This is a genomic window from Agathobaculum butyriciproducens (genome assembly GCA_003096535.1).
Classification (GTDB): domain Bacteria; phylum Bacillota; class Clostridia; order Oscillospirales; family Butyricicoccaceae; genus Agathobaculum; species Agathobaculum butyriciproducens.
The window spans coordinates 79,549-102,650 of record QEKJ01000008.1; the positions used below are offsets into that span (position 1 = coordinate 79,549).

15 protein-coding genes are annotated in these 23,102 nt (G+C 54.3%); 5 read left to right on the top strand and 10 right to left on the bottom strand.

The annotated features are described in order from the left end of the window. Positions 1-32 precede the first annotated feature (32 nt). From C7386_RS07885 to C7386_RS07900, 4 genes are all read right to left on the bottom strand, one after another. Entirely contained in the window at positions 33-1,019 is a 987-nt protein-coding gene (locus tag C7386_RS07885; protein WP_116705232.1) for an ABC transporter permease, read from the bottom strand. Beyond that, the gene (locus C7386_RS07890; RefSeq protein WP_116705233.1) at positions 1,016-2,491 is read right to left on the bottom strand and encodes a sugar ABC transporter ATP-binding protein; all 1,476 of its coding nucleotides are present in this window, start codon (positions 2,489-2,491) and stop codon (positions 1,016-1,018) included. Before C7386_RS07890 ends, C7386_RS07885 begins: the two co-directional genes overlap by 4 nt. A gap of 52 nt (positions 2,492-2,543) precedes the next feature. After that, complete coding sequence (locus C7386_RS07895; RefSeq protein WP_165815503.1) at positions 2,544-4,289, bottom strand: alpha/beta hydrolase family protein; 1,746 nt, start codon at positions 4,287-4,289, stop codon at positions 2,544-2,546. Between the two features lie 217 nt (positions 4,290-4,506). Then, complete coding sequence (locus C7386_RS07900) at positions 4,507-5,664, bottom strand: MBL fold metallo-hydrolase (protein ID WP_116705235.1); 1,158 nt, start codon at positions 5,662-5,664, stop codon at positions 4,507-4,509. 220 nt (positions 5,665-5,884) lie between these two features. On the opposite strand from C7386_RS07900, the gene C7386_RS07905 reads away from it, so the two are divergent. Genes C7386_RS07905 through C7386_RS07915 form a run of 3 tightly spaced genes read left to right on the top strand, consistent with a single transcriptional unit; the run spans position 5,885 to position 9,926 of the window. Continuing rightward, positions 5,885-7,498 carry a response regulator gene (locus C7386_RS07905; RefSeq protein ID WP_116705236.1) on the top strand — a complete coding sequence of 538 codons (1,614 nt, stop codon included), beginning with the start codon at positions 5,885-5,887 and terminating at the stop codon, positions 7,496-7,498. Between the two features lie 13 nt (positions 7,499-7,511). Further along, on the top strand, positions 7,512-8,516 hold the full coding sequence (locus C7386_RS07910) for a sensor histidine kinase (RefSeq protein WP_116705237.1): 1,005 nt from the start codon (positions 7,512-7,514) through the stop codon (positions 8,514-8,516). A gap of 3 nt (positions 8,517-8,519) precedes the next feature. Continuing rightward, positions 8,520-9,926 (top strand): ATP-binding cassette domain-containing protein, encoded by a 1,407-nt coding sequence (locus C7386_RS07915; protein ID WP_116705238.1) that lies wholly within the window; start codon positions 8,520-8,522, stop codon positions 9,924-9,926. Positions 9,927-10,364: 438 nt separating this feature from the next. On the opposite strand, the gene C7386_RS07920 is transcribed toward C7386_RS07915, so the two are convergent. From C7386_RS07920 to C7386_RS07935, 4 genes are all read right to left on the bottom strand, one after another. Beyond that, positions 10,365-11,117, bottom strand: coding sequence for a DeoR/GlpR family DNA-binding transcription regulator (locus C7386_RS07920; RefSeq protein ID WP_116705239.1), 753 nt, complete (start codon positions 11,115-11,117; stop codon positions 10,365-10,367). A gap of 16 nt (positions 11,118-11,133) precedes the next feature. Beyond that, complete coding sequence (locus tag C7386_RS07925) at positions 11,134-12,402, bottom strand: zinc-binding dehydrogenase (protein WP_116705240.1); 1,269 nt, start codon at positions 12,400-12,402, stop codon at positions 11,134-11,136. 43 nt (positions 12,403-12,445) lie between these two features. Further along, positions 12,446-13,375: a 1-phosphofructokinase gene (gene pfkB / locus C7386_RS07930; RefSeq protein ID WP_116705241.1), complete on the bottom strand. Its 930-nt coding sequence runs from the start codon at positions 13,373-13,375 to the stop codon at positions 12,446-12,448. Between the two features lie 213 nt (positions 13,376-13,588). Beyond that, positions 13,589-15,634: a BglG family transcription antiterminator gene (locus tag C7386_RS07935; RefSeq protein ID WP_116705242.1), complete on the bottom strand. Its 2,046-nt coding sequence runs from the start codon at positions 15,632-15,634 to the stop codon at positions 13,589-13,591. Positions 15,635-16,096: 462 nt separating this feature from the next. Between C7386_RS07935 and C7386_RS07940 the strand changes: the two genes are divergently transcribed. Continuing rightward, complete coding sequence (locus C7386_RS07940) at positions 16,097-17,962, top strand: PTS mannitol transporter subunit IICBA (RefSeq protein WP_116705243.1); 1,866 nt, start codon at positions 16,097-16,099, stop codon at positions 17,960-17,962. Positions 17,963-17,976: 14 nt separating this feature from the next. Then, on the top strand, positions 17,977-18,234 hold the full coding sequence (locus C7386_RS07945) for an HPr family phosphocarrier protein (protein ID WP_116705244.1): 258 nt from the start codon (positions 17,977-17,979) through the stop codon (positions 18,232-18,234). Positions 18,235-18,658: 424 nt separating this feature from the next. Here C7386_RS07945 and C7386_RS07950 read toward each other — a convergent pair whose 3' ends face one another. Both C7386_RS07950 and C7386_RS07955 read right to left on the bottom strand, forming a co-directional pair. Next, positions 18,659-22,249: an S-layer homology domain-containing protein gene (locus C7386_RS07950; RefSeq protein ID WP_116705245.1), complete on the bottom strand. Its 3,591-nt coding sequence runs from the start codon at positions 22,247-22,249 to the stop codon at positions 18,659-18,661. Positions 22,250-22,430: 181 nt separating this feature from the next. Further along, positions 22,431-23,102: extracellular solute-binding protein (locus C7386_RS07955; RefSeq protein WP_116705246.1), on the bottom strand; the 672-nt coding region annotated here is incomplete at its 5' end.

Sequence of the window (23,102 nt, forward strand, 5' to 3'; positions counted from 1 at the left end):
TGGTTCTATCATAAAATCCGTATACAAGCAGTTTAACGCTTTTTCGTGGATTTCATAATCGCATTGCGAGTGAAGATATCGAGCAGTACCGCGATCAGAATAACGATACCCTTTACAACCTGCTGCCAGAATGCGTTGACACTGCACAGGTTCATAACATTGTTGATAATACCTACAACATAAATACCTACGATGGACATAGCCACGTTGCCGATGCCGCCTGCCATGCTGGTGCCGCCGAGTACGCTGCCGATGATGGCCTCAAACTCGAAGTTTACGCCGCCTGCCGGCAGACCGCTGTTGGTACGGCCTGCATACAGAATACCGGCGAAGGCACACATCAGGCCCATGATAATGTAGTTGACAAATACCTGACGCTTTACGTTGATACCGGATGCGCTTGCTGCTTCCGGGTTGCCGCCGATGGCGTACAGATAACGGCCGTGAGAGGTGCGGGTCATAACAAACAGCATGATTGCGGTTGCTACCAGTACAACGATCAGTAGCATCGGAAAGCCGCGGATATTGCCCTGACCGAGGAATACGATCGAACTGCTGACACCGTAAACCGGAGCGCCGCCTGCTACCAGATAAGCAAGACCACGAACTGTCATCTGGGTGGCCAGTGTAACGATAAAGGGCATCAGGCCAATATAGCTTGCAAAGTAACCGTTGATCGCGCCGATGATCATACCGCAGAGGATAGCAGCAATAACGGCCATCAGCGTGCTGCCGGTCTGTGCGTAGATAACCGCAACAATAACGCTGCAGAATGCTACGTTGGAGCCAGCGGAAAGGTCAACACCGCCGCCAATTAGCAGTCGGGTCATGCCGAGTGCAATGATTGCGTAAACGCCGACATTTCGCGCTACGCTCATCAGGTTGGAGCCGGTAAGGAATTCCGGCGAAAGGATGGTGCCGATGATCAGGCAGAGGATCAGAATCAGTACAACACCGAATTTACTGTATAGTTCCGCAACAGATGCGCCTTTGAACAATCCTTCTTTTTTCTTATTCATTTTTGAACCTCCGATGCCAGAGTCATGATCTTTTCCTGCGTAATGCCGTCTTCTTTATGCAGGCAGCCGTTGATCTGTCCCTCACACATGACCATCACGCGGTCGGACAGGTTGATGACTTCCTCCATTTCGGACGAAACAAGAATTACGCCTACCCCTTGCTTTGCCAGATCAATAATGATGTTGTAAATCTCCCATTTTGCACCGATATCGATACCTCGGGTCGGTTCATCGAGGATGAGCACTTTGGGATCCATCAGCAGCCACTTGCACAGGATCAGCTTCTGCTGATTGCCGCCGGACAGGAAGTTAGCCATCGTGGACAGTGAACTGGTCTTAACCGACAGACGCTTGGAAGCAGAATCTGCGATTTCGTGCTCTTTCTTTACATCCAGGATACCGCCCTTGGAACGACGGTACAGCGACGGCAGCATGATGTTCTCCTCTACCGAGCGGCAGAGCACCAGACCGTCGTCCTTACGGCTTTCGGTCGCCATTACAATATCGTGCTTAATGGCATCGCGTACACAGCGGATTTTGATTTGCTGACCTTCTAAGTATATCTCGCCGGACTCACATGGATCAAGTCCGAAAATCGAACGCATGGTCTCGGTACGGCCGGCGCCAACGATACCAGCGAAGCCGAGGATTTCGCCCTTGTGCAGCTGGAAGGAGATGTCCTTTACCTTGGCACCGTTATTGAGGTTTTTGACCTCCAGCAGAACATCGCCGTAGCCGATGTCCTTGGGCGGGAACAGGTTGGTCATTTCGCGGCCTACCATCATCTTGATCAGCTCGGGACGGCTGAGTTCACCAATCGGCTTGGCGCCGATATACTGACCATCACGGAGGACGGTAACTTCATCTGCGATGGTGTATACCTCATCCAGCTTGTGCGTGATGATAATAATGGTGATGTTTTCACGCTTGAGAGCACGGATGAAGTCGTACAGCATCTCGATCTCGTTCTGAGAGATGGAGGAAGTCGGTTCGTCCATGATAACAAGCTGTGCGTTAAACGAGATAGCCTTGATGATTTCAATCATCTGAATATCTGCAGTTTTGAGCATCTTGATCTTGGTGCGAGGATTGTAATTGAGTCCCCAGCGGTCAAAGATCTTCTGGCAAGAATCGTACATGGTTTTCCAGTCGATCGCACCCGCTCTGGTTTTCGGATAGCGGCCGACGAATACGTTTTCCGCAATGGAAAGTTCCTTGATCGGGCTGAGTTCCTGATAGATCATCGAGATGCCCGCGTTTACCGCTTCCTTTACTGATTTGAAGTGGACTTCCTGTCCGTTAAACAGGATCGTACCGCTGTCAGGAGGCTGTTGACCGAACAGGATTTTCATCAGTGTAGATTTGCCTGCGCCGTTTTCTCCCATTAGTGCGTGGACAGTACCCTTTTCCACTTTCAGGTTCACGCCGTCGAGGGCTTTCACACCCGGGAACGATTTCGTGATGTCCCGCATTTCCAGTATCGTGCTAATAGGAATCCCTCCAATCTTTTTCCTCTAAAAGCGCTTAGTCTGTATAAATGATCGTTCCGTCGGATTTTCGGCGGAAGTGGCAGAAAAACGTATCCCAGTAAAGCTGGGCAAATTCCGGAGTATAGGTATGCGGCGTGTCTGTGATGCCGGTGAACTTTACCAGCGGAACGCGTTCTGCGTTCACAAAGGTGCGGGTATGATACTTGCCGTTTTCACGGTCAATGCCACCTGTGCGATCGAGATCGTTCAGCTCACACATCATATCGAGAAAACGGTCGTTGATCGAGCCGCAGTCCAACTTGTCCTGATCACCGATATCCTCGGCACCCATCATCAGCCATACCGGACGGATGATGCCATCCTTGTGGATAGTACGATCAACAGCAGTACCGTCCAATCCCATATGATAGGGTGCGCCCTGTGGTCCGAAGGCTGCAAATGCAAGCGGTCGTTCCTCCATCAGTCGCTGCGTCAGCAGAGAGCCATTGGAGTGACCGGAAACGTAAACACGTTCAGAGTCAACCGGATAGGAGTTTTTAACACTGCTCAGTACATAGTCAATGTATTTCACATCATCGGTTTGCGCGTGGATATTCAGCGCATTCCACGAAGGAAGCGGCACGGTGTGTCCACCACTGATGCCGTTATCAGGAAAAGCGGAAACATAAACCAGAAGAAAACCACGCCGTTCGGCTAACTCGTGCCAACTGCTGTTTTCTGCAAACAGTTCGCCGGTGCAGCTGTATCCATGAATGGCCAGTACCAACGGCAGCAGTTTGCCGGCACGGAGTGCCGTAGGCTCGTATACGAACCATTCGCGCTGTCTGTTGTCTATCTCGGCGGTGAAGCGGTGAAGTCTCATGTCCTGCCATGTCCGAGCGGGTCGGAAATCGCCGTTGCCGGTGCTCAACCACCGTTTAAATCGAAGCACAAATTCTGCCATGCGACGGTATTTTTCATCTGCTTCGGGATTCCATCGACCAGGTTCGGTGTGCCAGATTTCCACCATCGGCAGACCGTTCGGCTGGTCGAAATACTGCTTGAGATTTTGACGATAGATGTATGCAGCATCATTGTAAAGCTGTTCGTCGCTGACATCGGCTGCACGTTTCAGGCTGTCCAACAGAGGAGTAGCTTTTCCAATCAGCCAGGCCGGCATCGCCACATCCAGTTTGGACTTGTTTGCGTCTCGGTCAGAGCGAATGCTGCGGAGCTGTGCCATTAAATCTGGATGCAGGTCGTAGTCTCCATCCAGAGCGACAGCTGCAATCAATGCCGAGTTGAGCATAGCGTATGCTGCTGCAACGTAAGCGCCGTTTCCAAAACCCATGCAGTAGTAGGTGGCTTCGTTCATGCTGAAATACACGCGGGCAATGGATTTTTTGAAAACCGCTTCGCTATAACTGATTTCGCTTTGAATATCTTTTTTATTCCAGCCGCCGGAACGGGATTCAAGCACGATCAATGCGGCATTGGTCTGCTCGGCAACCGGCTTCCAGCCGCTATTTTCCAGATAATCTTCGGCAGATATGTCGTCATCCGGATAGAGGAAAATGCCTGCACCCGAAATGGGATAATGCTGCGGAATATACAGAAGGAACGAACGCTTTACGCCGTTTACCTCGACTTCCTGCCGGATGGTTCCGGTAAAGAAGGGCCTAGTCGGATTCTGTGAGTCAGCTGCCGGATAGGAGATTGGCTCCTTATTGTCAAGAAACATATTCAGATCACCAATGGTATATACGTTGCCGTCGATATCCAGACAATATTCACGTTTCATCGTTTTCCCTCCCGTGTTTCTTTTTGATGATATAAGCATACCGGTTTCTAATCGATTTTCCAATGCGGGTATTTTTTGATTTATGGGGGTGTTTTTTCGAAGTTGGCAGAGAGGCGTAAAAATCATCCCATATTCACTCGCGCAAAGAAGAACCGCCGACCGGAGAACCGATCGGCGGCAGAGAAGAGAGATGAGATGAAAGATGTGGGGAATGATGTCAAAGTATGGTTTTGATCGTTGGATCAAAGCCGGGTGCATAACGTGGTGGATCCTGTTGTGTGTCGGTATCGTACAGGAATTGCAGATTAGCCGCAGCCCAGATTGGATCATGCCGCCAGTCACCTTCTACGGCAATAGAGCCGGAGCCGAACGACTCGGCTGCGCTGCGCAGAGAGGGAAAAAGACAGGCTGCACCGTTATCCACAGCGTTGTGCATAGCTTTGCGCAAGGTGGACAAATATTGTTGGGCGTCCATCATTTCTGCGTTGTGACCGGTGAAAATGCGTTTGCATTTATTTCCTGCGGCATCAAGAAAAGCCTCCAGAGAGCGCAGACAGCTTTCCAGCGAGTATCCGCTCAGCTGGAGCCATGCACTGTCCGGAATTTCACGGCGATTGCTGCCAAACGAATCGGATGCAAACAGATCACCGGTGTTTTCATCTAAAATAACAACGCTGCCGGGAGTATGTCCGGGCGTAGCATAGATTTGCAGTACGGTGCCGCCGAGGTCAAAGCGCATGCCGTCTTTCAAATCCTCAATATGGGTAAAGTCCAATCCGCAGTCCAATTGCTTCATAGATTTGTCAGCATAGGGAGCATAGACCTTGCAGCCGTATTCAATAAATTTTCCAGCTTGTGCAACATGGTCGGGATGACCGTGTGCAATGAGCAGATCGACCGGAAGACCGCCGGTGAGCGCGTGACATAGCGCCGGAAGATCACCGTCATAGTCCCAGCCAGCGTCAATCAGTGCAGCGCGTTTTTGACCGATGATGAGATACATACGATCGAGATCGAAATCCTCAATACGGATGAGACCGGCAGCCGTATCCGACGGTTCACGCAGCAGTGAATGGCGGAATACGCCCTTGGGGCGGCAGGCAAAACGGTAGGTAAACGCAACAGTATCGCTTGGCTGCAGACCGTCTGCCTGTGCAAAAGCGCGGATAGTAATAGATTCTGCTCCATCTGTGTGCTTGACCGGAATCAGACCTGCCTCACGGTGGTAAATCGGGCTGTCTGCTGTCGGTTCGGTACCGTCAATGGTGTAATGGATTACGGCATGCGATGCCGCGCAAGAAAGATTTACATGAAGTGTGGACAGCTCGTAAGTACCCTCTGCCGGAAAAACAGATGGGATAGCGGTTTTTCCCATAACGCAAAACTCCTTTGCTGTGTTAAAGAAGAGAATGCCAGTGGGGTTCTCTCACTGTAACCAGTATAGCAGACTGGCGGACAGATAGAACAGGTCGTTTTTTGGATTCACAGGGGGTATCTTTTGAACCTGCCGTAAAAATTTGAATCGTGAGAAATTTTGTGGTACTCTATTATCAGAAGAAGAGAACACCCGCGCAAAGAGAGAATGGGGAATCGCCATGTTGAGGATTATCATTGCGGATGATGAATTTGATATTGTTGAGTTATGCCGTGCGCTAATCACCTATCCCGGTGCAGAGATAGTCGGTGAAGCGTGCAATGGCATAGAACTGTTGAAAAAGATAGAGGAACTCCATCCAGATGTTGTCATTACGGATATTTGTATGCCGGGCATGACCGGACTGGAACTGATCGAACGCGCCAAGCAGGAATTCCCGGCTATAAATTTTATTGTGATGAGCGGCTATACCGAGTTCCAATACGCGCAGACAGCACTGCGTTTCGGCGTATGGGATTACCTGCTCAAGCCGCTCAAGAAAGCCGAACTGAACCGAGCACTCGAAAAACTGGATCATGAACTGTGCGAGCGGGCCGAGCAGCGGCAGCAGGCAGCCCGTGTACAGAATGAACTGCAGGAGAGTATGGATACCCTGCGGGAGCAATACGTGCATACTGTATGGAAGACCGGACATACGCCGACACGTTCCCAACGGCATGGCGGTGAGTTGTTTGTGCTGGATAACACAAAACTGCAGTGTGTGACCTTCTGCATTGACAGCAATTTTACGGCATCGTCCGATGAGGCCGGTTCACTGGTCAATCAGGCGAGCGATACGCTCGAGCACATTCGAGCGCTTGCACAGGAGCACAGCACTCTGCTAGCGGCGTTTTCTGATCATCTGGATACAGTATGCCTGCTGTCCTATTCCGCAGAGCAGGCTGAATCCGAAAGCGAGACGCTGCTCCGTGCTATTAGACAGGAGATTCGCAGCCTGAACAGCGTCAATCATCTGATCCATTTGACCGGTGCAGCAAGTAAGCTGTTGGACGGCGATACCGAAAATATTCCGACTGCGGTAGAGCAGGCGAAAACAGCGCTCAAGTGGCGTCTAGAAAAGCGGCAAAGCTCGGTGCTGGTGTTCAATGAACAGACCGATGCTGCATTGCGGGAAATCGTCATGTTTTATACCGGCGAGTGGGAAAACTCGCTGAGTGATGCGGTGGAGCACATGGATACGGACAGTGCCGCTGCCCTCATTCGCCGGGTATGGAGCAAGTGGGAAAGCGAGAATATCGTACCAGGCAGCCGCTGTTTTCTGCTGGAGCAGATGCTGTCCTGCCTTAATGATGCGGCAGAACAGCTGCCGCGTGATGAGCAGGCCCGGGCACCTCGGCTGCTAGAGCCGTTTGACGTACTGTGCGGCGGTTATTCCTGCGAAGAACTTGCAACACGGTTTGTAGATCTGACTACGCAGATGCTCGAGAACTGCCGTCAGTTTGTGCAAAATCGGGAGAATAATGTGATTCGACAGGCAAAAAACTTTGTGGTGCAGCATTATGCAGAGAGCATCTCTCTGGCGCAGGTAGCAAAGCATGTGTGCCTGAGCACATCGTATTTCAGCACGCTATTCAAGACCGAGACCGGTGTTGGATTTGTCGAGTATTTGCAGCATATCCGCATTGAACAGGCGAAGAAGCTACTGAAGACCTCAAAGATGCGCATTGCAGATATTGCTGAGAAAGTAGGCTACCGCGATATCAAGTTTTTCAACAAGATTTTTGTAAAGGAAACTACGGTTACTCCGTCTGAGTACCGTAAATTCTATTCATAAGGCTGGAAGCACCATGAAATATTGGAAAGAGATTCGCAATCAACGAAGTGTATGGCTGTTTGCGGGCGGCTTTGTGCTGTTGCTGGGTGTCATGACAGGAATGCTGTGCACGCTCGGCAGACGTAGCATTATACCAATATGCGGTATCACGGCAGCTCTGCTGGCGATGGCCATCAGCTATACAGCGGAACTACGGTGTAATATTGGCAGACGGCGTGCATTAGAAAATATGCTGGCAGATGGCGATACGGATTACCTTGAACCGGAGGAAAAAGACCGTCTGCTGCACATGGATGACCAGGAAATGCTTGAGCAGGTGTTTGACAAGCTGCATGAGGTATCTATTTCACGAGCGCTGAAGACCGAAGCCGAGTTGCACGCGCTGCAAAACCAAATCAATCCGCATTTCCTGTATAACACACTGGAAATTATCCGCAGTCGCGCTATGCGGCGAGGTAGCGCGGATGTAGCGGAGATGGCCGAAGCACTTGGCATGCTGTTCCGCTACTGCATTAACAGCCCGGGAGAACTGGCTACGCTGGCACAGGAATTGGACAATGTACATCACTATTTGCTCATTCAGCGGTATCGCTATGGCGATCGCTTCACCTATGAGGAGCATATCGAGAATGAAGACGTAATGGACAGCAGTCTGCCTGTTATGACACTGCAGCCGCTGGTAGAAAATGCGCTGTCACATGGTATTAACCGCCGGGTAGACGGCGGTAAGATCACCATGCGTGTGGAAAGTATAGGAAGTCGTCTGCAGATTTCAGTGGAGGATAACGGTGTCGGTATTGCCGAAGACGAACTGCACCGTGTGCGCAAAAATCTGAGGGAACGCAGCGGTCCGATTGAACGCAGAGCAGACAGTTCTCGGTCAACAGGTATTGCGCTGCGCAATGTCAACCGCCGTATCCAGTTTTATTTTGGCATGCAGTACGGTGTGGATGTGGCTAGCACGCAGGATATCGGTACAACAGTTATCGTAACACTGCCGCAGATGAGGGGAAATTAAACCATGAAACAGGAGATTCTTTATCTGGAGCAGATTGTTACTGCACAGCCATCCGGACAGAATCTGGAGTATGTTTCCCTGTCCCTTCGAGCGGGTGAAATACTGGGTGTTACGGGTATCAGCGAAAGCGGTGCCTCTGTACTGGCGGATGTACTGTGCGGCAAGTTATGCCCGGCTTCGGGCACGATCTATCTGGATGGCGTTCCGGTCAGCTACCGTTCGGAGAACGAAGCCCGCAAGCTGGGAATTTACGAGATTACCCATCAGGCTTCCGTAGTGAATGGTATGACAGCAGCGGAAAATCTGGCCGTATTACGTAGATTCTCATGGAAGAATCTACTTTTACGCCGAAAGAATATAGCTGAAATGTCCAAACAAGTGTTTGAACACTATGGCATCGGCTGTGAGCCGCACGCCTGCGGCAGCAGTCTGACAAACGAGCAGCGGCTTGAAATCTCTATCTGCCGTGCACTGCTGTGCGGTGCAAAGGTGTTGGTCTGCCGGGAGGCCGGTGAGGGTCTTGACAGGGACGAACTGATACGGTTTGCCGCCTTCCTACATCAGCTGCGGGATGAAGGCGTATCGGTCATTGTATTTAATTCCAGTGTATTTAAGGTGCTGCAATATGCGGATCGTATCGCGGTGATGCGCAGCGGTATGATATGCTGGGAACGTCTGCGGAAGGATATGACAGCTTATGGTATTCATCAGCGCCTGCGTATTTCATCAATGGTGGTGTCTCCGAAGGAAAGGACCGTGCCGCGTCTGTATCTCTCGCTGCAGGAAATCAGTCTGATAGATAATGATATAGCGCCGTTTTCTGTGGATTTATACACTGGGCGAGCCTCAGGGGTGCTGTGCTGCGGTTTAAATGGTAGGGGTATCATATACCGTATGTTTTCCGGACAGGGGCAGACGGAAGGTATTGCAATGCAGGACGGCCGGATGTACCATTTAGCTGATTGGCGGCAGCGACATGCAGGTGAGATTTGCTGTATGGGACCGCGCTTTTGGGAGAAGGACGTGTTTGAGAATCTGACAGCGGCAGAGAATATCGTATTCCGGTCGATGAATCGTTTTCGTGAACGCGGTGATGTGATCAATCGTCGAATGCTGCGGCTAGCGCTGCGTGATTTTGCAGCAGAGATGGGCTTTGATCCGGAAGGGTTGGACGTATATCCGCGTCACCTGTCCAATCGTATGCGGAATCAGCTTGTGCTGCTGCGTGTCATGTTTGCACCGGTTGGTCTGCTGGTATTGGACTATCCTTTTTATACCATTGATGAGCAGATTAAAGCGGAATTGCTGCACTGTATTGCGGTACTTCGCGCACGAGGAACCGCCGTGCTGTGGAGCTCCAATGACCGCTCAGTGCTGCAGGATAACTGTGAAAGTGTTACGGTGTTGTGAATAAAGCATGCCTTATAAAAATGAACTGCAGATAGCGTATAATCAAGTTCGCAAAAGCAATCACCTATTTTTACCGTCCATTAACCGTCCGAACGCTTTGGACACCATTGGATTTTCCCAATTCCTAGCGTTCCGAAAAGCAGAAACCGACCCAAACGGGACGGTTTTACACGATATTTTGTCGGTTGAAACAGTTTCACAAGCGCTACGAACCAAAAGGTCGGGGGTTCGAATCCCTTCTGGCGTACCAGATCAACCGGTTATTTCGTAAGAAATGACCGGTTTTTCTTATTTTCTGATATAGGTCAAAATTTTTGTTCCGATTTGCAAGAGCCAATATAAAGATGCCGCCGCCATACCGGCATACGAGCCGAATACCTAACTTTAGCCCTAAAAGAAACCCTGTCTGTTCCAACACCAGACAGGGTTTTCTCACTTTTACAGCACTTTTACGCCCGCGTTCTCGCACGCCGAAAGGAATTCCGGCAGCAGTCTGCCGTCCGAAATGACGGTATCTACCTCATCGAGACCGCAAATGCGGAATGTACTTCTTCGATCAATTTTAGAGGAATCCAGCAGCACCGCCACATGCTCCGCGCGATGCAGCACAGTCTGCTTGAGCAGCGCCTCCTCCTCTACACCGCAGGCAAAGCCGGTCTCCGGACTGTAGCTCGTCACGCCGAGCAGCAGCAGGTCGAAATGCACGCCCTCCAGTTCCTGAATGCCGCGCACGCCGCACACGCTGTGGCTGAACCGGTTGAGCGTGCCGCCGGGAATGGACACCTTGGGCTTTTCCAGCCGCGCGAGTTCGATCGCGCACGTCAATCCGCTCGTGAAGATCAGCATCGGCTCATCCGGCACACAGCGTGCCACGGCGGTTGCCGTGCTGCCGGAATCCAGAAACACCGTGGTATTCGGCCGCAGCAGCGCCGCCGCCTTCTCCGCAATGATCTGCTTTTCCGACGCATTGCGCGCCGTGCGCCTGCCGAACTGGTCGTCCGTGCCGACGACTACCTCGACCGATTTGACGCCGCCGTGCACGCGAACCACTCTTCGCGCCTGATCGAGTGCCTTCAGATCGGTTCGCAGCGTCATTTCGGACACCGACGGAAAAGCCTCCTTCAGCTGTACAAAGCTCAGGCTTCCCTCTCGGTTGACCAGTTCGACGATTGCATTGCGGCGTTGTTCCATCGGTTGTTTCCTCCAATTAGTCGTGCTGCTGAAAGTTTGCCAGCAGATATTCCTCTGCCTCCGAGCACCACAGGCCGTTGTGTGCGTCCACAATGTCAGCCAGCGCGGTAAACCGCGCATCCTCCGCGCCCTTTGCCCGCAGATCGGTCAGCGCGGTAAGCGGCATGGTCAGGTGTGTGTAGATCAGCTTTTTGCCGCCCGGAATCTTCGGCAGATTGAGCGTAGTCTCGGCTGCCGCATCCAGACCGCCGATATGCGTCACCATAACCGCCGGGTCGATACGTCCGGATGCGGTCAGCTCGAGCGACTCGATCATATCCGCCGTATTGCCCCCGGTCGTGCCCATAACATGTGTGGAATTATAGTGTACATCATAAAAGTTCATCTTGGCAGAGAACTGCTTGTCGGTCGGGCCGGCGAAGAAGTTCAGGCAGCCATCGCGGCCGAGCACCGCGCTGCAAAGCTCGACAACCACCGCAACCGGCGCGTAGCAGAATACATCGTCAAAACCGGTGCCGCCGGTCATTTCGCGCAGCTCTGCCGCCGGATTCTCCATCTTGCCGGTGTTGACAAAGTGCAGGTCGATGCCGTCCTTCTCCTTGACCTCGGCAGGCGGGAACAGCGCCTCGGCGCGTGCCAGACGGTCCTCGTTCACATCGGTCACAACGACCATGGACGGACGGACGTCACGGTGCAGCGCATACGTCAACGCACCCAGACCCATCGGGCCCGCACCGGCCATGATAGCCAGCTTGCCGCCCTGCTTGATGCCCATTTCGTGATGGTAAACACCCATCTTGGTATGATAAGCGGCGTTGAACGCACCGATTGAGCAGCTCATCGGCTCGGCAAGAGACGCCTCGTAGTAGGCACGCCCCTTGTACTCGAGCAGGCAGCCAAGTTCCATAACCTCAGCCGGAATGATGCAGTAGGTCGCATCGCCGCCGAAGAACTCATAGGAGTATCCGGGGCTCCACATCGTACCCTTGTAGTTGAGCGCCGGCTGCAGCGTGAACTTCATACCCGGCTTGAACTTATCCTGATGCTTCGCGCCAACCTTGACGATATCGCCCGCAAACTCGTGACCCATGATGGCCGGATGCTCGGCAACATCGGGATGCACGCGCTTGTGCTCGGTACCAAGGATCGCGCACTTGTAGGTGGACATGCAGATGCTGTCGGATACGACCTTGACCAGGATTTCGTCGTCACGGATTTCCGGCAGCTCAAAGGTATCCAGACGCAGATCATTCGCAGCATGCAGACGTACAGCCCTTGCTTTCATAATAATAACTCTCCTTTATCACTTAGGCAATAGATTTCAACAATTACAGCTTGGAAAAACGTACTTTCGGAAGCAGCTCCTCGATAACCGAGCGCTCGGCGGCCTGTGTGCCGCTGCACATGACATTCGCGGCTCCGGTCGCAGTCGAGAGACGGACAGCGTCCTCCTCGCTCATATCCTGCGACTCGGCATACGCCAGCGCGGCCACCACGCTGTCACCCGCACCGACCGTACTGCCGACCGGAACCTTGAGTCCCTCAGCATAAATCGTGCTGCCCTTGCGCAGATACAGCGCGCCGCGTCCGCCCAGCGAGATAACCACCCGTTCGATGCCGCTCTCCAGCAGCTTTTGACCCTCTGCGGTCAACTCTTCGATGGTTTCCAGTTTTTTGCCCGCCAGACGCGACAGCTCATCATCATTCGGCTTGATGAGGTACGGCGCGGCCTTTAAGCCTTCTGCCAGTAAAGCGCCGTCCGCATCGAGGAACACCCGCGCACCTGCTTTTTTGCATGCGCTCGTCCACACGCAGTAGGTGTCCTGCGGTGCGCCCTTCGGCAGACTGCCCGCCAGCACCACGATGTCGCCTGCGTGCACCTCGGCCAGAAGGTCGTTCAGCAGCGCATCTAAATCTGCGTCCGTGACGGTCAGCCCCGGCTCATTGATGTCGGTATTCGTGTGGCCGACCCGGTCAATGATTTTGATATTCGTGCGGGTCTGCCCCTCAACGAACCGGAACTGCGTGGTGAAATTCTCGTTTTCGAGCAGCTTTTCGAGCGTTCTGCCGCTCTCACCACCCAGAATGCCGACTGCGCGGCTGTCTCCGCCGAGTTTGGCAATCACCTTGCTTACGTTGATGCCCTTGCCGCCGGGATCCGTGCGCATTTCCGTGATGCGGTTGACCGTGTCAAGCGCCATACCCGGAATTTCTACCGTTTTATCCAATGCGGGGTTGAGTGTTACCGTATAGATCATGGAATGACCCCTTTCAGATATTTGAAACTGTTGAAACGAAAGCTATAATTATAATACCAACAGCCTGTGCAAGCGTCAATCTGTTATTTCAACAAATAATCACTTTCATTTTTGTGATGATTCACAAGAGCGCATTCTCTCTGTAAATTCTGTTCTGCGCGCAAAAGGAGCGGCAATGCAGAATATTTTCCGCATTACCGCTCCCTTTTATGCTTAATTTCCGTGTTCTGAGAACAGACGATCCAGCTTTTCTTCCAACAGCTGCACGGCTGCGTCGCGCTGACCGGTCCGCAGGCGCTCGATCAGCTCAGGCTCCTCGATCAGCTGTGCGCTCACCATGCGCATGACCTCCACCGGAATCGGATCACCGGTATCCGGCGCAAGCAGCACAAATGCCCCCATAATCATCTTTCCGGCCTCGTAGACCGGCGGCTGTGCCTGTAAATAGCCGAATCGGCAGTCCGATACCGCCTTTGTCCTGCAATGCAGCAGCAGCGCGAACAGCGGCTTGATATAAGTATCGCCCATGGCTTCCCGTCGGCGCAGCTGCTGCGCCACCAGACGCGATGCGTCCTCATTCGGGCAGAACAGACGGCTTGCCGCGTCAATCAGGCCCTGCCGCGAAACCGGTTTGCACACAGTCCGGATGCATAAATGGTCGAGCATCTGCACCATCGAGCGCGTGAGGCGATAGGTGTAGCGCAGGCCGCCTTCGGCCGCCGAGGCGGCAGACGGCTCTGCCGGTGTGCCGGTCCGCACAGTGCCGTTCAGCCGCTGCACCGCATCCCGCAGAAGGGCGCGATCCGGCTCGAGCAGCGCGGGATTGACCGTAATCGACGGATACGCCAGCTCGAGCGGCACGGTTGCAATCACAAGGTCGATGCCGCGGCTGTGCAGCTGCTCTGGATCGAGTTCGCGCACCGAACAGCAGCCGTCCACCTTGAGGGTCGGGAATTCGCCCTCGATACGCGAAGCCAGAAATCGACTTGAGCTCATACCCAGCGGGCACGCAACCACCACGCGAGCGGCCTGCCGCAGTGCGCCGTTCTGCTCGAGCACCGCGCCAAAGTGCATGGCAAGATATGCCGCTTCGCTGTCCGGAATGTGCGGCAACGCCAGTTCCATCTCGACGGTGTCGCATGCGGCGCGTGTTGCCGCCCACAACTGCGGATATTCACGCTGAATCGTGTCCAGCTGCGGATTATCCATGTGAATCTGCTCACGCACGCGCAGCAGCATCGGCCGTAAATGCGTAAACAGGTTGTCTCTCAGCGATGCATAGCCCGAGAAATTCACGCGCATCGCGCGTCCTACCTCGCTGATCAGCCGTCCGGTCAGATGGCGCAGGTACATCTCGCCGGCTCCCCATTTTTCGCCATCGTCACCGGTGATATACGCTGCCAGATACTGCTCTAAATACTGCACTTCCTCGGTCGGCAGCGTCAGGCCGAACGCCTGTCCCAAAGCTGCCCCTAACCGCTGTGCGGCGTTTTCCGGCGGGTGAACTGCGGCAGACGAACCGCCCTGTTCGCGCAGCTGCTGCACCGCCAGCGTGCAGTGGATGGCAAGCGTCAGAAAACCCGCATCCGGCAGACGGAGCTTCTCCTTCTGCTCGAACTGCTGCAGCACCTGCCATACCCGCTCGGCGATTTTCGTATTCAGCAGCGCGGCAAATGCGCCGCCTGCAGCAAAATTACCGCGCAGCACCGCCTGCAGCTCTTCTTCGGTCAGGCTGCTCTGCAGCAGCGCGGCAGCGGCGCGGCGGCAGGACAGCTTTTCGCCCTTGAGCCATACGCCCACACCGGGTCGGCGGTGCAGCGTCACCGCATACGAGGATACCCACTGCCCGATTTCGTCCAGATCGGCGGCCAGTGTGCTCTCGGAGACGAGCAGCTCCCGCGCCAGTGCTGCGGTTTTCATCGGCTCACGCGCCTGCAGCAGCATACCGAGCAGCTTTTGCCGCCGCTGACGGCGCGGCAGCTCCGCGTAGACTGTGCTGCCGTTCAGCAGCGCGCGCATTTGCTCCCGGCGTGCGGGCGGCTCGTCCAGCAGCAGTCCCTGTCCCGGACTGCGTACAAAGCGATAGCCTGCTGCGGCAATCCATTGCTCCACACTCGGCAGCTCACGCAGCACCGTGCGGCGGCTCACGCCGATGCTCTCCGCGAGCATCGCCGCCGTCACCCAGCCCTGCGGCAGCGTCAGTAGACGGTCGATTAACTTTTGTCCGTTCGCAGTCAGCGAAGGCAGGGTTTCAGACATCGGGATAGCTCCTTTCTATAAAATCCAACAGGTTTAGAATGGAAAATGAATGTCACTGTCAGCATAGTGCATTCATTTGTAAATTCATTTGCAATCGTGTATACGTTAATTCTCCCTTTTCCATTCTCAATTACTTATCTCTATGATACCACATTCTAAAATGACAGCACAAGTGACACTGTTCCGTATCCTGCGTTTTTTGTCACCATCTTCCGGTGACACAACTCCGACAACCCGCTCTGCTGTCACCATTGTTCTGTGCAGACTGCACAAGCAGCCATCCTTTCCCCTGCGCGTTTTCGACAGTCTTACGACACTTGTCACCATTCGCCGGTGACATCAGTCACTATAGTTTCCCTTGTCAGACCCGGATTCCGCCTGTACAATATAGTCAAACGAAACGAAAGCGACTCCCCGAATCCCGCAAGTCATGCGGCAACACAGATAAGGAGTTGAAAAGCTATGAAAAACGCAATTTCCCGTTTTGGCAAGTTTTTGAGCGGCATGGTCATGCCGAACATCGGTGCATTTATTGCATGGGGCTTCCTCACAGCGCTGTTCATCGAAAAGGGCTGGTTCCCGAACGAACGGCTCAGCTCGATGGTCTCACCGATGCTGAGCTACCTGCTGCCCATTCTCATCGCCGGTCAGGGCGGCTATATGGTCGCAAAGGAACGCGGCCGCGTCATTGCCTGCATCGCCGTTATCGGCTGCATCTGCGGCTCGGACTACACCATGCTGATGGGTGCGATGGTGATGGGCCCGCTGGCAGGCTGGGTCATCAAGCAGTTTGACAACCGCGTGGAGGAGCACATTCCCGCCGGTTTTGAAATGCTGGTCCACAATTTCTCCATCGGCATCCTCGGCATGCTGCTGGCGATCCTCGGCTACTACGTTATCGGCCCGTTTATGACCGCCATTCTCACCGTACTTACCGCAGGCGTTGATTTTCTGGTCAGCCACAGCCTGCTGCCGCTGGTTTCCATCTTTATTGAACCGGCAAAGGTGCTGTTCCTGAACAACGCCATCAACCACGGTATTTTCAACCCAATTGGCGTCAGCCAGGCTGCAGAGGCCGGCCGCTCCATCATGTACATGCTCGAGACCAATCCCGGTCCCGGTCTGGGCGTTCTGCTGGCGTACTGCCTGTTCTGCAAGGACAAGACCACACGTCAGTCCGCTCCCGGCGCGGTTGTCATTCACCTGCTCGGCGGTATCCACGAGATCTACTTCCCGTACATTCTGATGAATCCGATCATCATTCTGGCTCCGATCGCGGGCAACTTCTGCGCGATCCTGTTCTACACCATGACCGGTACCGGTCTGTCCGGCCCGGCATCCCCCGGTTCGATCATTGCCTACATGGCGATGGCGCCGCGTGACTCCGTTCTGACGGTATTTATCGGCGTTGTCCTTGCAGCTGCCGTATCGTTTGTACTCTCGTCTGTCATTCTCAAAGCAACTTCCGGCAATGCGCAGAACCTCAGCGAAGCGCAGGCCAAAATGCAGGATATGAAGGCGCAGGCCAAGGGGGAAGCACCCGCAGCCATCAAATCCGCACCGATAAACGCCGGTGACGTGCACAAGATCGTCTTTTCGTGTGACGCAGGCATGGGGTCGAGCGCGATGGGCGCGACCAAGTTCCACAACCGCATCAAGGCCGAGCGTCCGGAGCTGATCGTCACTAACTCCAGTGTAGATAACGTACCTGCTGACGCAGATATCGTTGTCTGCCAGCGTGTTCTCGCCGAGCGTGCCCGCAGGAGTGCACCGCAGGCACAGATCATCACGATTGACAACTTCCTTGCGGACCCGAATCTGGACACCCTGTACCAGACGCTGACCGCTGCACCTGCCGCGAAAGCCGCGGCTCCCGAAACCACTGACGAACCTGCCGCGCAGGATCAGGGCCTTGTAATCCAGGCCGAGGACATTCAGCTTGGCTTACCCTCTGTTGATAAGGAAACCGCGATCCGCGCCGCAGGTGCGCTGCTTGCCAAACGCGGCTATGTCGATGCCGACTACGCCGATGCAATGGTCGAGCGCGAAAAGCTCGTTACCACCTACATGGGCATGGGCGTTGCCATCCCGCACGGCACGAGCGAAAAGAAATCCACTGTCAAGAAGTCCGGCGTTGTCATGCTGCAGTACCCTGACGGCGTAGACTTCGGTGACGAGAAAGCATACCTCATTTTCGGCATTGCCGGTGTCGGTGATGCACACCTTGACCTGCTCGCCCATGTCTGCGAGGTCCTCGAGGACGAGGAGGCGCTTGAAATGATGAAGAAAACCCCGGATATCAAGTTTGTACTGACCCACCTGCAGTAAAAGGAGAGAGTTTCATGAAACAGTTTACCATCACCATTCAGGATAAGGAAGGCCTGCACGCCCGTCCGGCCGGTCTGCTGAGTAAGGCCGCCAAGGGCTTCCAGTGCGCAGTAACGCTCACCAAGGGCGAAAAGACCGCTGACCTCAAGAAGATTTTCGCAGTAATGGGTCTGGCCGTCAAGGGCGGCGACAGCATCACTGTTACCTGCGACGGCGCGGACGAGGAGGCTGCAGCGGCTGCGCTCGAGAAGATGTTCGCTGAGATCAAGTAACTAAATTTCGACACAATCAAACCTGAAAAACCAGGAGAGGGATAACCTCTCCTGGTTTTTCCTGTTCTGAACGCAAAGGGTCTCCCGCCGAATGGCGGGAGACCCTTTCAGTCTGTCGATAAAGTCAATCTATCGTTTTTACTTTTCGTGCGGCAGCACGCATAAAATAGAATTTGCACAGCAAATTCATAATTCCCGGGGGCGTGGCCCAGGCCACCCTCTCTTGCCGCTATGCGGCAATTCACCTTGTGTACCTCGGGAATTATACAAGGGACGAAAAATTGTGCCCGTAGGGCGCGGCTTTTCGTCAAGATTCGATTGAAAGCGTGGTTTCAATCGAGAGGCTGCTCGAAAAACGGAGTTTTTCGACAGCCGCAAAGGGTCTCCCGCCGAATGGCGGGAGACCCTTTCTCATTTTACCGGCTTATTTACCGGTCTTTTCACACAGCTTCTGCATGATAACAGCTACCTGTGCACGGGTGGCCGTGCCCTGCGGGTCAAAACGGTTGCCCGATTTGCCGCTCAGCAGACCAGCCTTCTGCATTCTGGTTACAGCGTCCTTCGCGTAAGCGCGGATGCTTGCGCTGTCGGCAAATGCAGCTGCACTGCCGGTTTCCTCTACCTTAGTGCCGGTGGCAGTCAGATAATTATCCATGATAACCGCAGCCTGCTCACGGGTGATGAGCGCATTCGGATTGAAATGCGAAGCGTCCACGCCGGAAACGATCTTGTTGGCTGCTGCCCAGTTGACGTATGCGTTGTAGTACATTTTGCTGTCTACGTCGGCAAACTGGCTCTGGGTGTTGTACGCGGAGATATCTGCGCCTGCCATACGGCCAAGCACGGTGACAAACATGCCGCGGGTCATGCCCTCGTTCGGGGAGAAGGTGGTTGCGGTCGTGCCGTTGAACAGCGCCTTATCGGTCACATATTCGATGGCATCCTTTGCCCAGTGGCCCGCGATGTCGGTGAAGGTGCTTACCGTACCCTCAACAACCTTGACATTCTTGCCTACGGTGCCGTAGTTGTCGTAATCCACAGAGTAATCGTTGAATACATCATCGGATTCGTAGCCTACTGCATCGGTGAAGGTGCCCTCGTTCCAGTCTGCCAGCGTTGCCCAGATATTGGTATTGCCTGCCTTGATGGAATACGAGTTGATAACCGGAATATCGGTGGACTTCTCTGCAACAGAGGAGTTCAGTACGGTAGTAACGCGAACATACTTTGCACTGCCCAGTGCGGAAATATCAACCGTGTTCTTGCCGTTCTTCAGCTCTGCGGACTGGGAAGCCTTTACGGTCTTGCCGTCGTCCGAGGTCTCAACGGTTGCGGTTGCAGAAGCCGCGCCGGTGATCTCTGCGTTATAAGTAAACTTTGCTGCACTGCCGGTCATTGCGCGCCACTCGGTGGTGTGCGTGCCCTTGGTGACGATATTCTCCGGTGCGTAATCCAGCCATACGACCAGCTTGTCGCTTTCCGGACCCTTTGCAGTCGGATTTGCGTAAATCTGCTTGTTCTCCTCTGCGGTCAGCTTGGTGGTGTAGAAGCGGAGCTGGCCGATGTCGCCCGTCAGCATGGTGTGCGTCTTGCCGCGGCCGCGGCCCGTCAGCAGATGACGGTGGAATGCAAAGCCGGAGTACATGGACTTGCCTTCCCAGTTGCGGATCTCAGAATCAAAAGCCGGTGCATCGGTGTGACCGCTTGCCTTGGTATCCTCGTAGCTGTCGCCGCCGGTTGCACGATCAAAGCCGCCGGTGTACTGTACCCACTTGCCGAGGGTAACGCCGCCGCCCATATTCTCGTCGTCGTTCCAGAAGTACTCGCCGTTATCGTTGTTAAAGCCGATGCCGTAGGTAACCATGCCGGTCTTGCGGACTGCCATGCGGAACAGGTAGTTGGTGCCGTAGCTGATGGAAGCGCCCTTCATCAGCAGCGGGTTGTGGTCCCACTCATCGCCCGTTGCCAGACGATCGATGTTTGCCCAAACCATGCCGGTAACGCCGTTGTCTACCACATAGTTCTTGTTATCCGGAATTTCCACATAATCGTCCACGCCGTCCAGAGACAGACCCCAGCTGCCGTTGTACTTAACGAGCGTCGGATTGCCGCGGATGATGCCGTCGTTGCCCTTGCCGGACTTATCCTTTACGATCGGGGTGCCCTGAATGGAACCGAGCACGGCAACGGTCTTCTCTGCCGAGTTGCCGACCTTGACGGTATAGCTGCCGCCTGCCGGTGCCTTGTAGGCAAACTCAACCGTGCGGGTCTCGCCTGCCTTGAGCGCAGCCTTCTGCGAGGTAACGGCTGCGCCGTTGATGTACAGTACTGCCTCTGCGGTGCCGTCCTCATTGCCGATGTTCTGCACATCCGCCTTGGCGTAGATGACATCGCTGGTCGGCTCGCTTACCGTGCCGCTGCCAAGCTGCAGGCGCAGGTTGCTGTAGGCGTAGGTCGCCTTGCGGAAGGTAACATTGACTGTCTTGGTGTAGCTGTCCAGCTTGAGGGTATGCGTACCGAGTGCGGAAAGCGTCAGCGGTGCGCTCAGCGTTACGGACTCACCGGGATTCAGACCGACAACGCGCTCCTTGCCGCTCTTGCCGAACTCATACAGCCAGCGGTCGGTGCCGTTGTCCTTGACACACATGGAGGCAGTCGCCAGACCCTTGCCGACATTGGTCACCTTTGCGGATACCGTGACAGTGCCGTTGGACTGAACGGTGTCCGGGGTGATGGAAATATCGCTGTACGCCAGCTTGGCGCCGTCCTTGGACAGCGTAACCGTCTCAAATACCTTCTCGCCGTCGCTGCTCAGGCCCAGATTCTTATAGGTCAGCAGACCGTCCTTGACGGTTACTTCGAGCATATCGCCCTTGCCGGTTGCAAGCAGGTTGGGATAGTTGTCATTCAGGCGCTGATCCGGCTTGCCGGTGTCGATCTTGCCGTCGCCGATGCGGGCATCGCCCTGAGTTACATACAGGGTATCTGCGCCGCGCTTCGGGTCAGCAGAAGCATAGCGGGAATACAGATGGGTATGGCCACTGAACATAATATTTACGTTGCCGTTCTCCACGATGGAGGGAACGTACTTGCGGGTCAGATCATCCTCGAACGGATGGTGCATGGTAACAACGCGGAAGTCAGCCTTCTTGGCATTGTCGGTTGCAAGATCCGCCTTGAGCCAGTCGAGCGACTCGTTTACAACGGCCTTGGTTGCCGCATCCGCCTCGCCGCCTCCTGCGGTGGAGTTCAGCTCAAACAGGGACCACGGGTTGCTGTCCAGCATATCGAAATGCACCGGACCGCAGTCAAACGCTACGTTGCGTCCGGTCTCGTTGGACTTATACTGCTCCTTCTGCACCTTGGTGACATACTCATCAAAGTAGACACCGTAATCGTGGTTGCCGCTGTTGTAGATAACCGGCACATTGTGCAGGAACGAGCCGACATTCTGGAACCAGTACGGGAACTGATCCTTCTGAGAGCCAGTGCCCTCTACCATATCGCCGGTATGCAGGATAAAGTCCGGATCGAACTGTGCGATCACATCGGAAACCTTAGTTGCCGTTTCAAAGCGATGGCTGTCGCTGACAACCACAAAGCGGATCTCATTCGAATTTTCGGGCAGCGTGCGGAAGTGACCATCCATAGTCTGTCCGTCCTCGGTCTCAACCTTGTAGGTATAGGTCGTACCCGGAGTCAGATCGGTCAGGCGGGCACGATACATGTGCATGCTCTCACCCTTAAACTTTTCGCCCTCCTCTACCGGAACCTCGAGCGTTTTCTTGTCCGCATCGCTCGTACCGTAGGTAATGGTGGACTTCATCGGTTTATCCAGTTCCCAAACGACAACCATGCCGTTTGTTTTCGGGGTCATCAGGTACGGACCCGTCAGGAAGGAGCCGGTATCCGTCCTTCCGATTGCGAAAGCAGTGCTCGGCACCAGTGTTGCCAGCATCACGGCCGACAGCACACCGCTGAGCAGCCGCCGCATACGCGAAGATTTTTTAGCCATTTTCTTTTCTCCTTTCTCTTCACGGTACGGCTGCTGCCATACCGCCGCGTCTATGTTAAACCTTTTAAGTTAAGGCAATACCGTATAATTGAACAAGAGTGATTTGCGAGTAAATTTTGCGTACTGACGAGGCACAGTTTTGCGGTAATACTTGATGTATTACCGTGAAACTGCAACAAAGTCAGGACACAAAATTTCCGCAAAGCACCGCGGCAGTGCGACCAGAGCCTGCACAAGGAGCCGCCGCTTTAATTGTGCGGTGTTGCCTTAAGGTTCGCGCGCTGTAAATATGCGTGTCGAAGTACGAAATCAGCCGCGTGCGGTTCTCGCCTGCCCACTCCAAATCGTAGGTGATGAGCTTGACCTCGTCCAGCGGCGGCAGTCCGTCCGCTGCGCGGGCGGTGCTGTTTGCCGGAAGGCGGCAGCTTTTCGCTTCGATGTAACATTCCTCTCCGCGGGAAGAGGTCAGCCAGTCGATAAAGATGCGGGCGTTTTCGCGCTCCTGCTCCGGTGCATTGCGCACAAGCGCGCACGCGCCGATCTCATAGCCGGTGCCGTCTGCCGGACTGCGCACCTCAATGGGATAGCCATCCAGCGCCGCACGGAAGGCGTCGTGCGAGAACACGATACCGACGGCGTATTCGCCGTTTTTTACCCGCTCTGCCGGCTCCACACCCGAACGGGTGTACAAACCGACGTTTTGGTCTAATTTTTGAAGATACTCCCACGCCTTGTCCTCGCCGCGCATCTGCACAAGTGTTGCCAGCGTAGTATACGAGGTACCCGAGCTTTTCGGAGTTGCCATCACAATCTGCCCTGCCAGTGCAGGCGACAGCAGATCGTCCCAGCAGGT

Coding starts and splice junctions, on each gene's coding strand:
- C7386_RS07950 (WP_116705245.1), bottom strand. CDS start 22,249: ATGGCTAAAAAATCTTCGCGTATGCGGCGGCTGCTCAGCGGTGTGCTG.
- C7386_RS07935 (WP_116705242.1), bottom strand. CDS start 15,634: ATGTCTGAAACCCTGCCTTCGCTGACTGCGAACGGACAAAAGTTAATC.
- C7386_RS07890 (WP_116705233.1), bottom strand. CDS start 2,491: ATGCGGGACATCACGAAATCGTTCCCGGGTGTGAAAGCCCTCGACGGC.
- C7386_RS07920 (WP_116705239.1), bottom strand. CDS start 11,117: ATGGAACAACGCCGCAATGCAATCGTCGAACTGGTCAACCGAGAGGGA.
- C7386_RS07905 (WP_116705236.1), top strand. CDS start 5,885: ATGTTGAGGATTATCATTGCGGATGATGAATTTGATATTGTTGAGTTA.
- C7386_RS07925 (WP_116705240.1), bottom strand. CDS start 12,402: ATGAAAGCAAGGGCTGTACGTCTGCATGCTGCGAATGATCTGCGTCTG.
- pfkB (WP_116705241.1), bottom strand. CDS start 13,375: ATGATCTATACGGTAACACTCAACCCCGCATTGGATAAAACGGTAGAA.
- C7386_RS07910 (WP_116705237.1), top strand. CDS start 7,512: ATGAAATATTGGAAAGAGATTCGCAATCAACGAAGTGTATGGCTGTTT.
- C7386_RS07940 (WP_116705243.1), top strand. CDS start 16,097: ATGAAAAACGCAATTTCCCGTTTTGGCAAGTTTTTGAGCGGCATGGTC.
- C7386_RS07895 (WP_165815503.1), bottom strand. CDS start 4,289: ATGAAACGTGAATATTGTCTGGATATCGACGGCAACGTATATACCATT.
- C7386_RS07915 (WP_116705238.1), top strand. CDS start 8,520: ATGAAACAGGAGATTCTTTATCTGGAGCAGATTGTTACTGCACAGCCA.
- C7386_RS07900 (WP_116705235.1), bottom strand. CDS start 5,664: ATGGGAAAAACCGCTATCCCATCTGTTTTTCCGGCAGAGGGTACTTAC.
- C7386_RS07945 (WP_116705244.1), top strand. CDS start 17,977: ATGAAACAGTTTACCATCACCATTCAGGATAAGGAAGGCCTGCACGCC.
- C7386_RS07885 (WP_116705232.1), bottom strand. CDS start 1,019: ATGAATAAGAAAAAAGAAGGATTGTTCAAAGGCGCATCTGTTGCGGAA.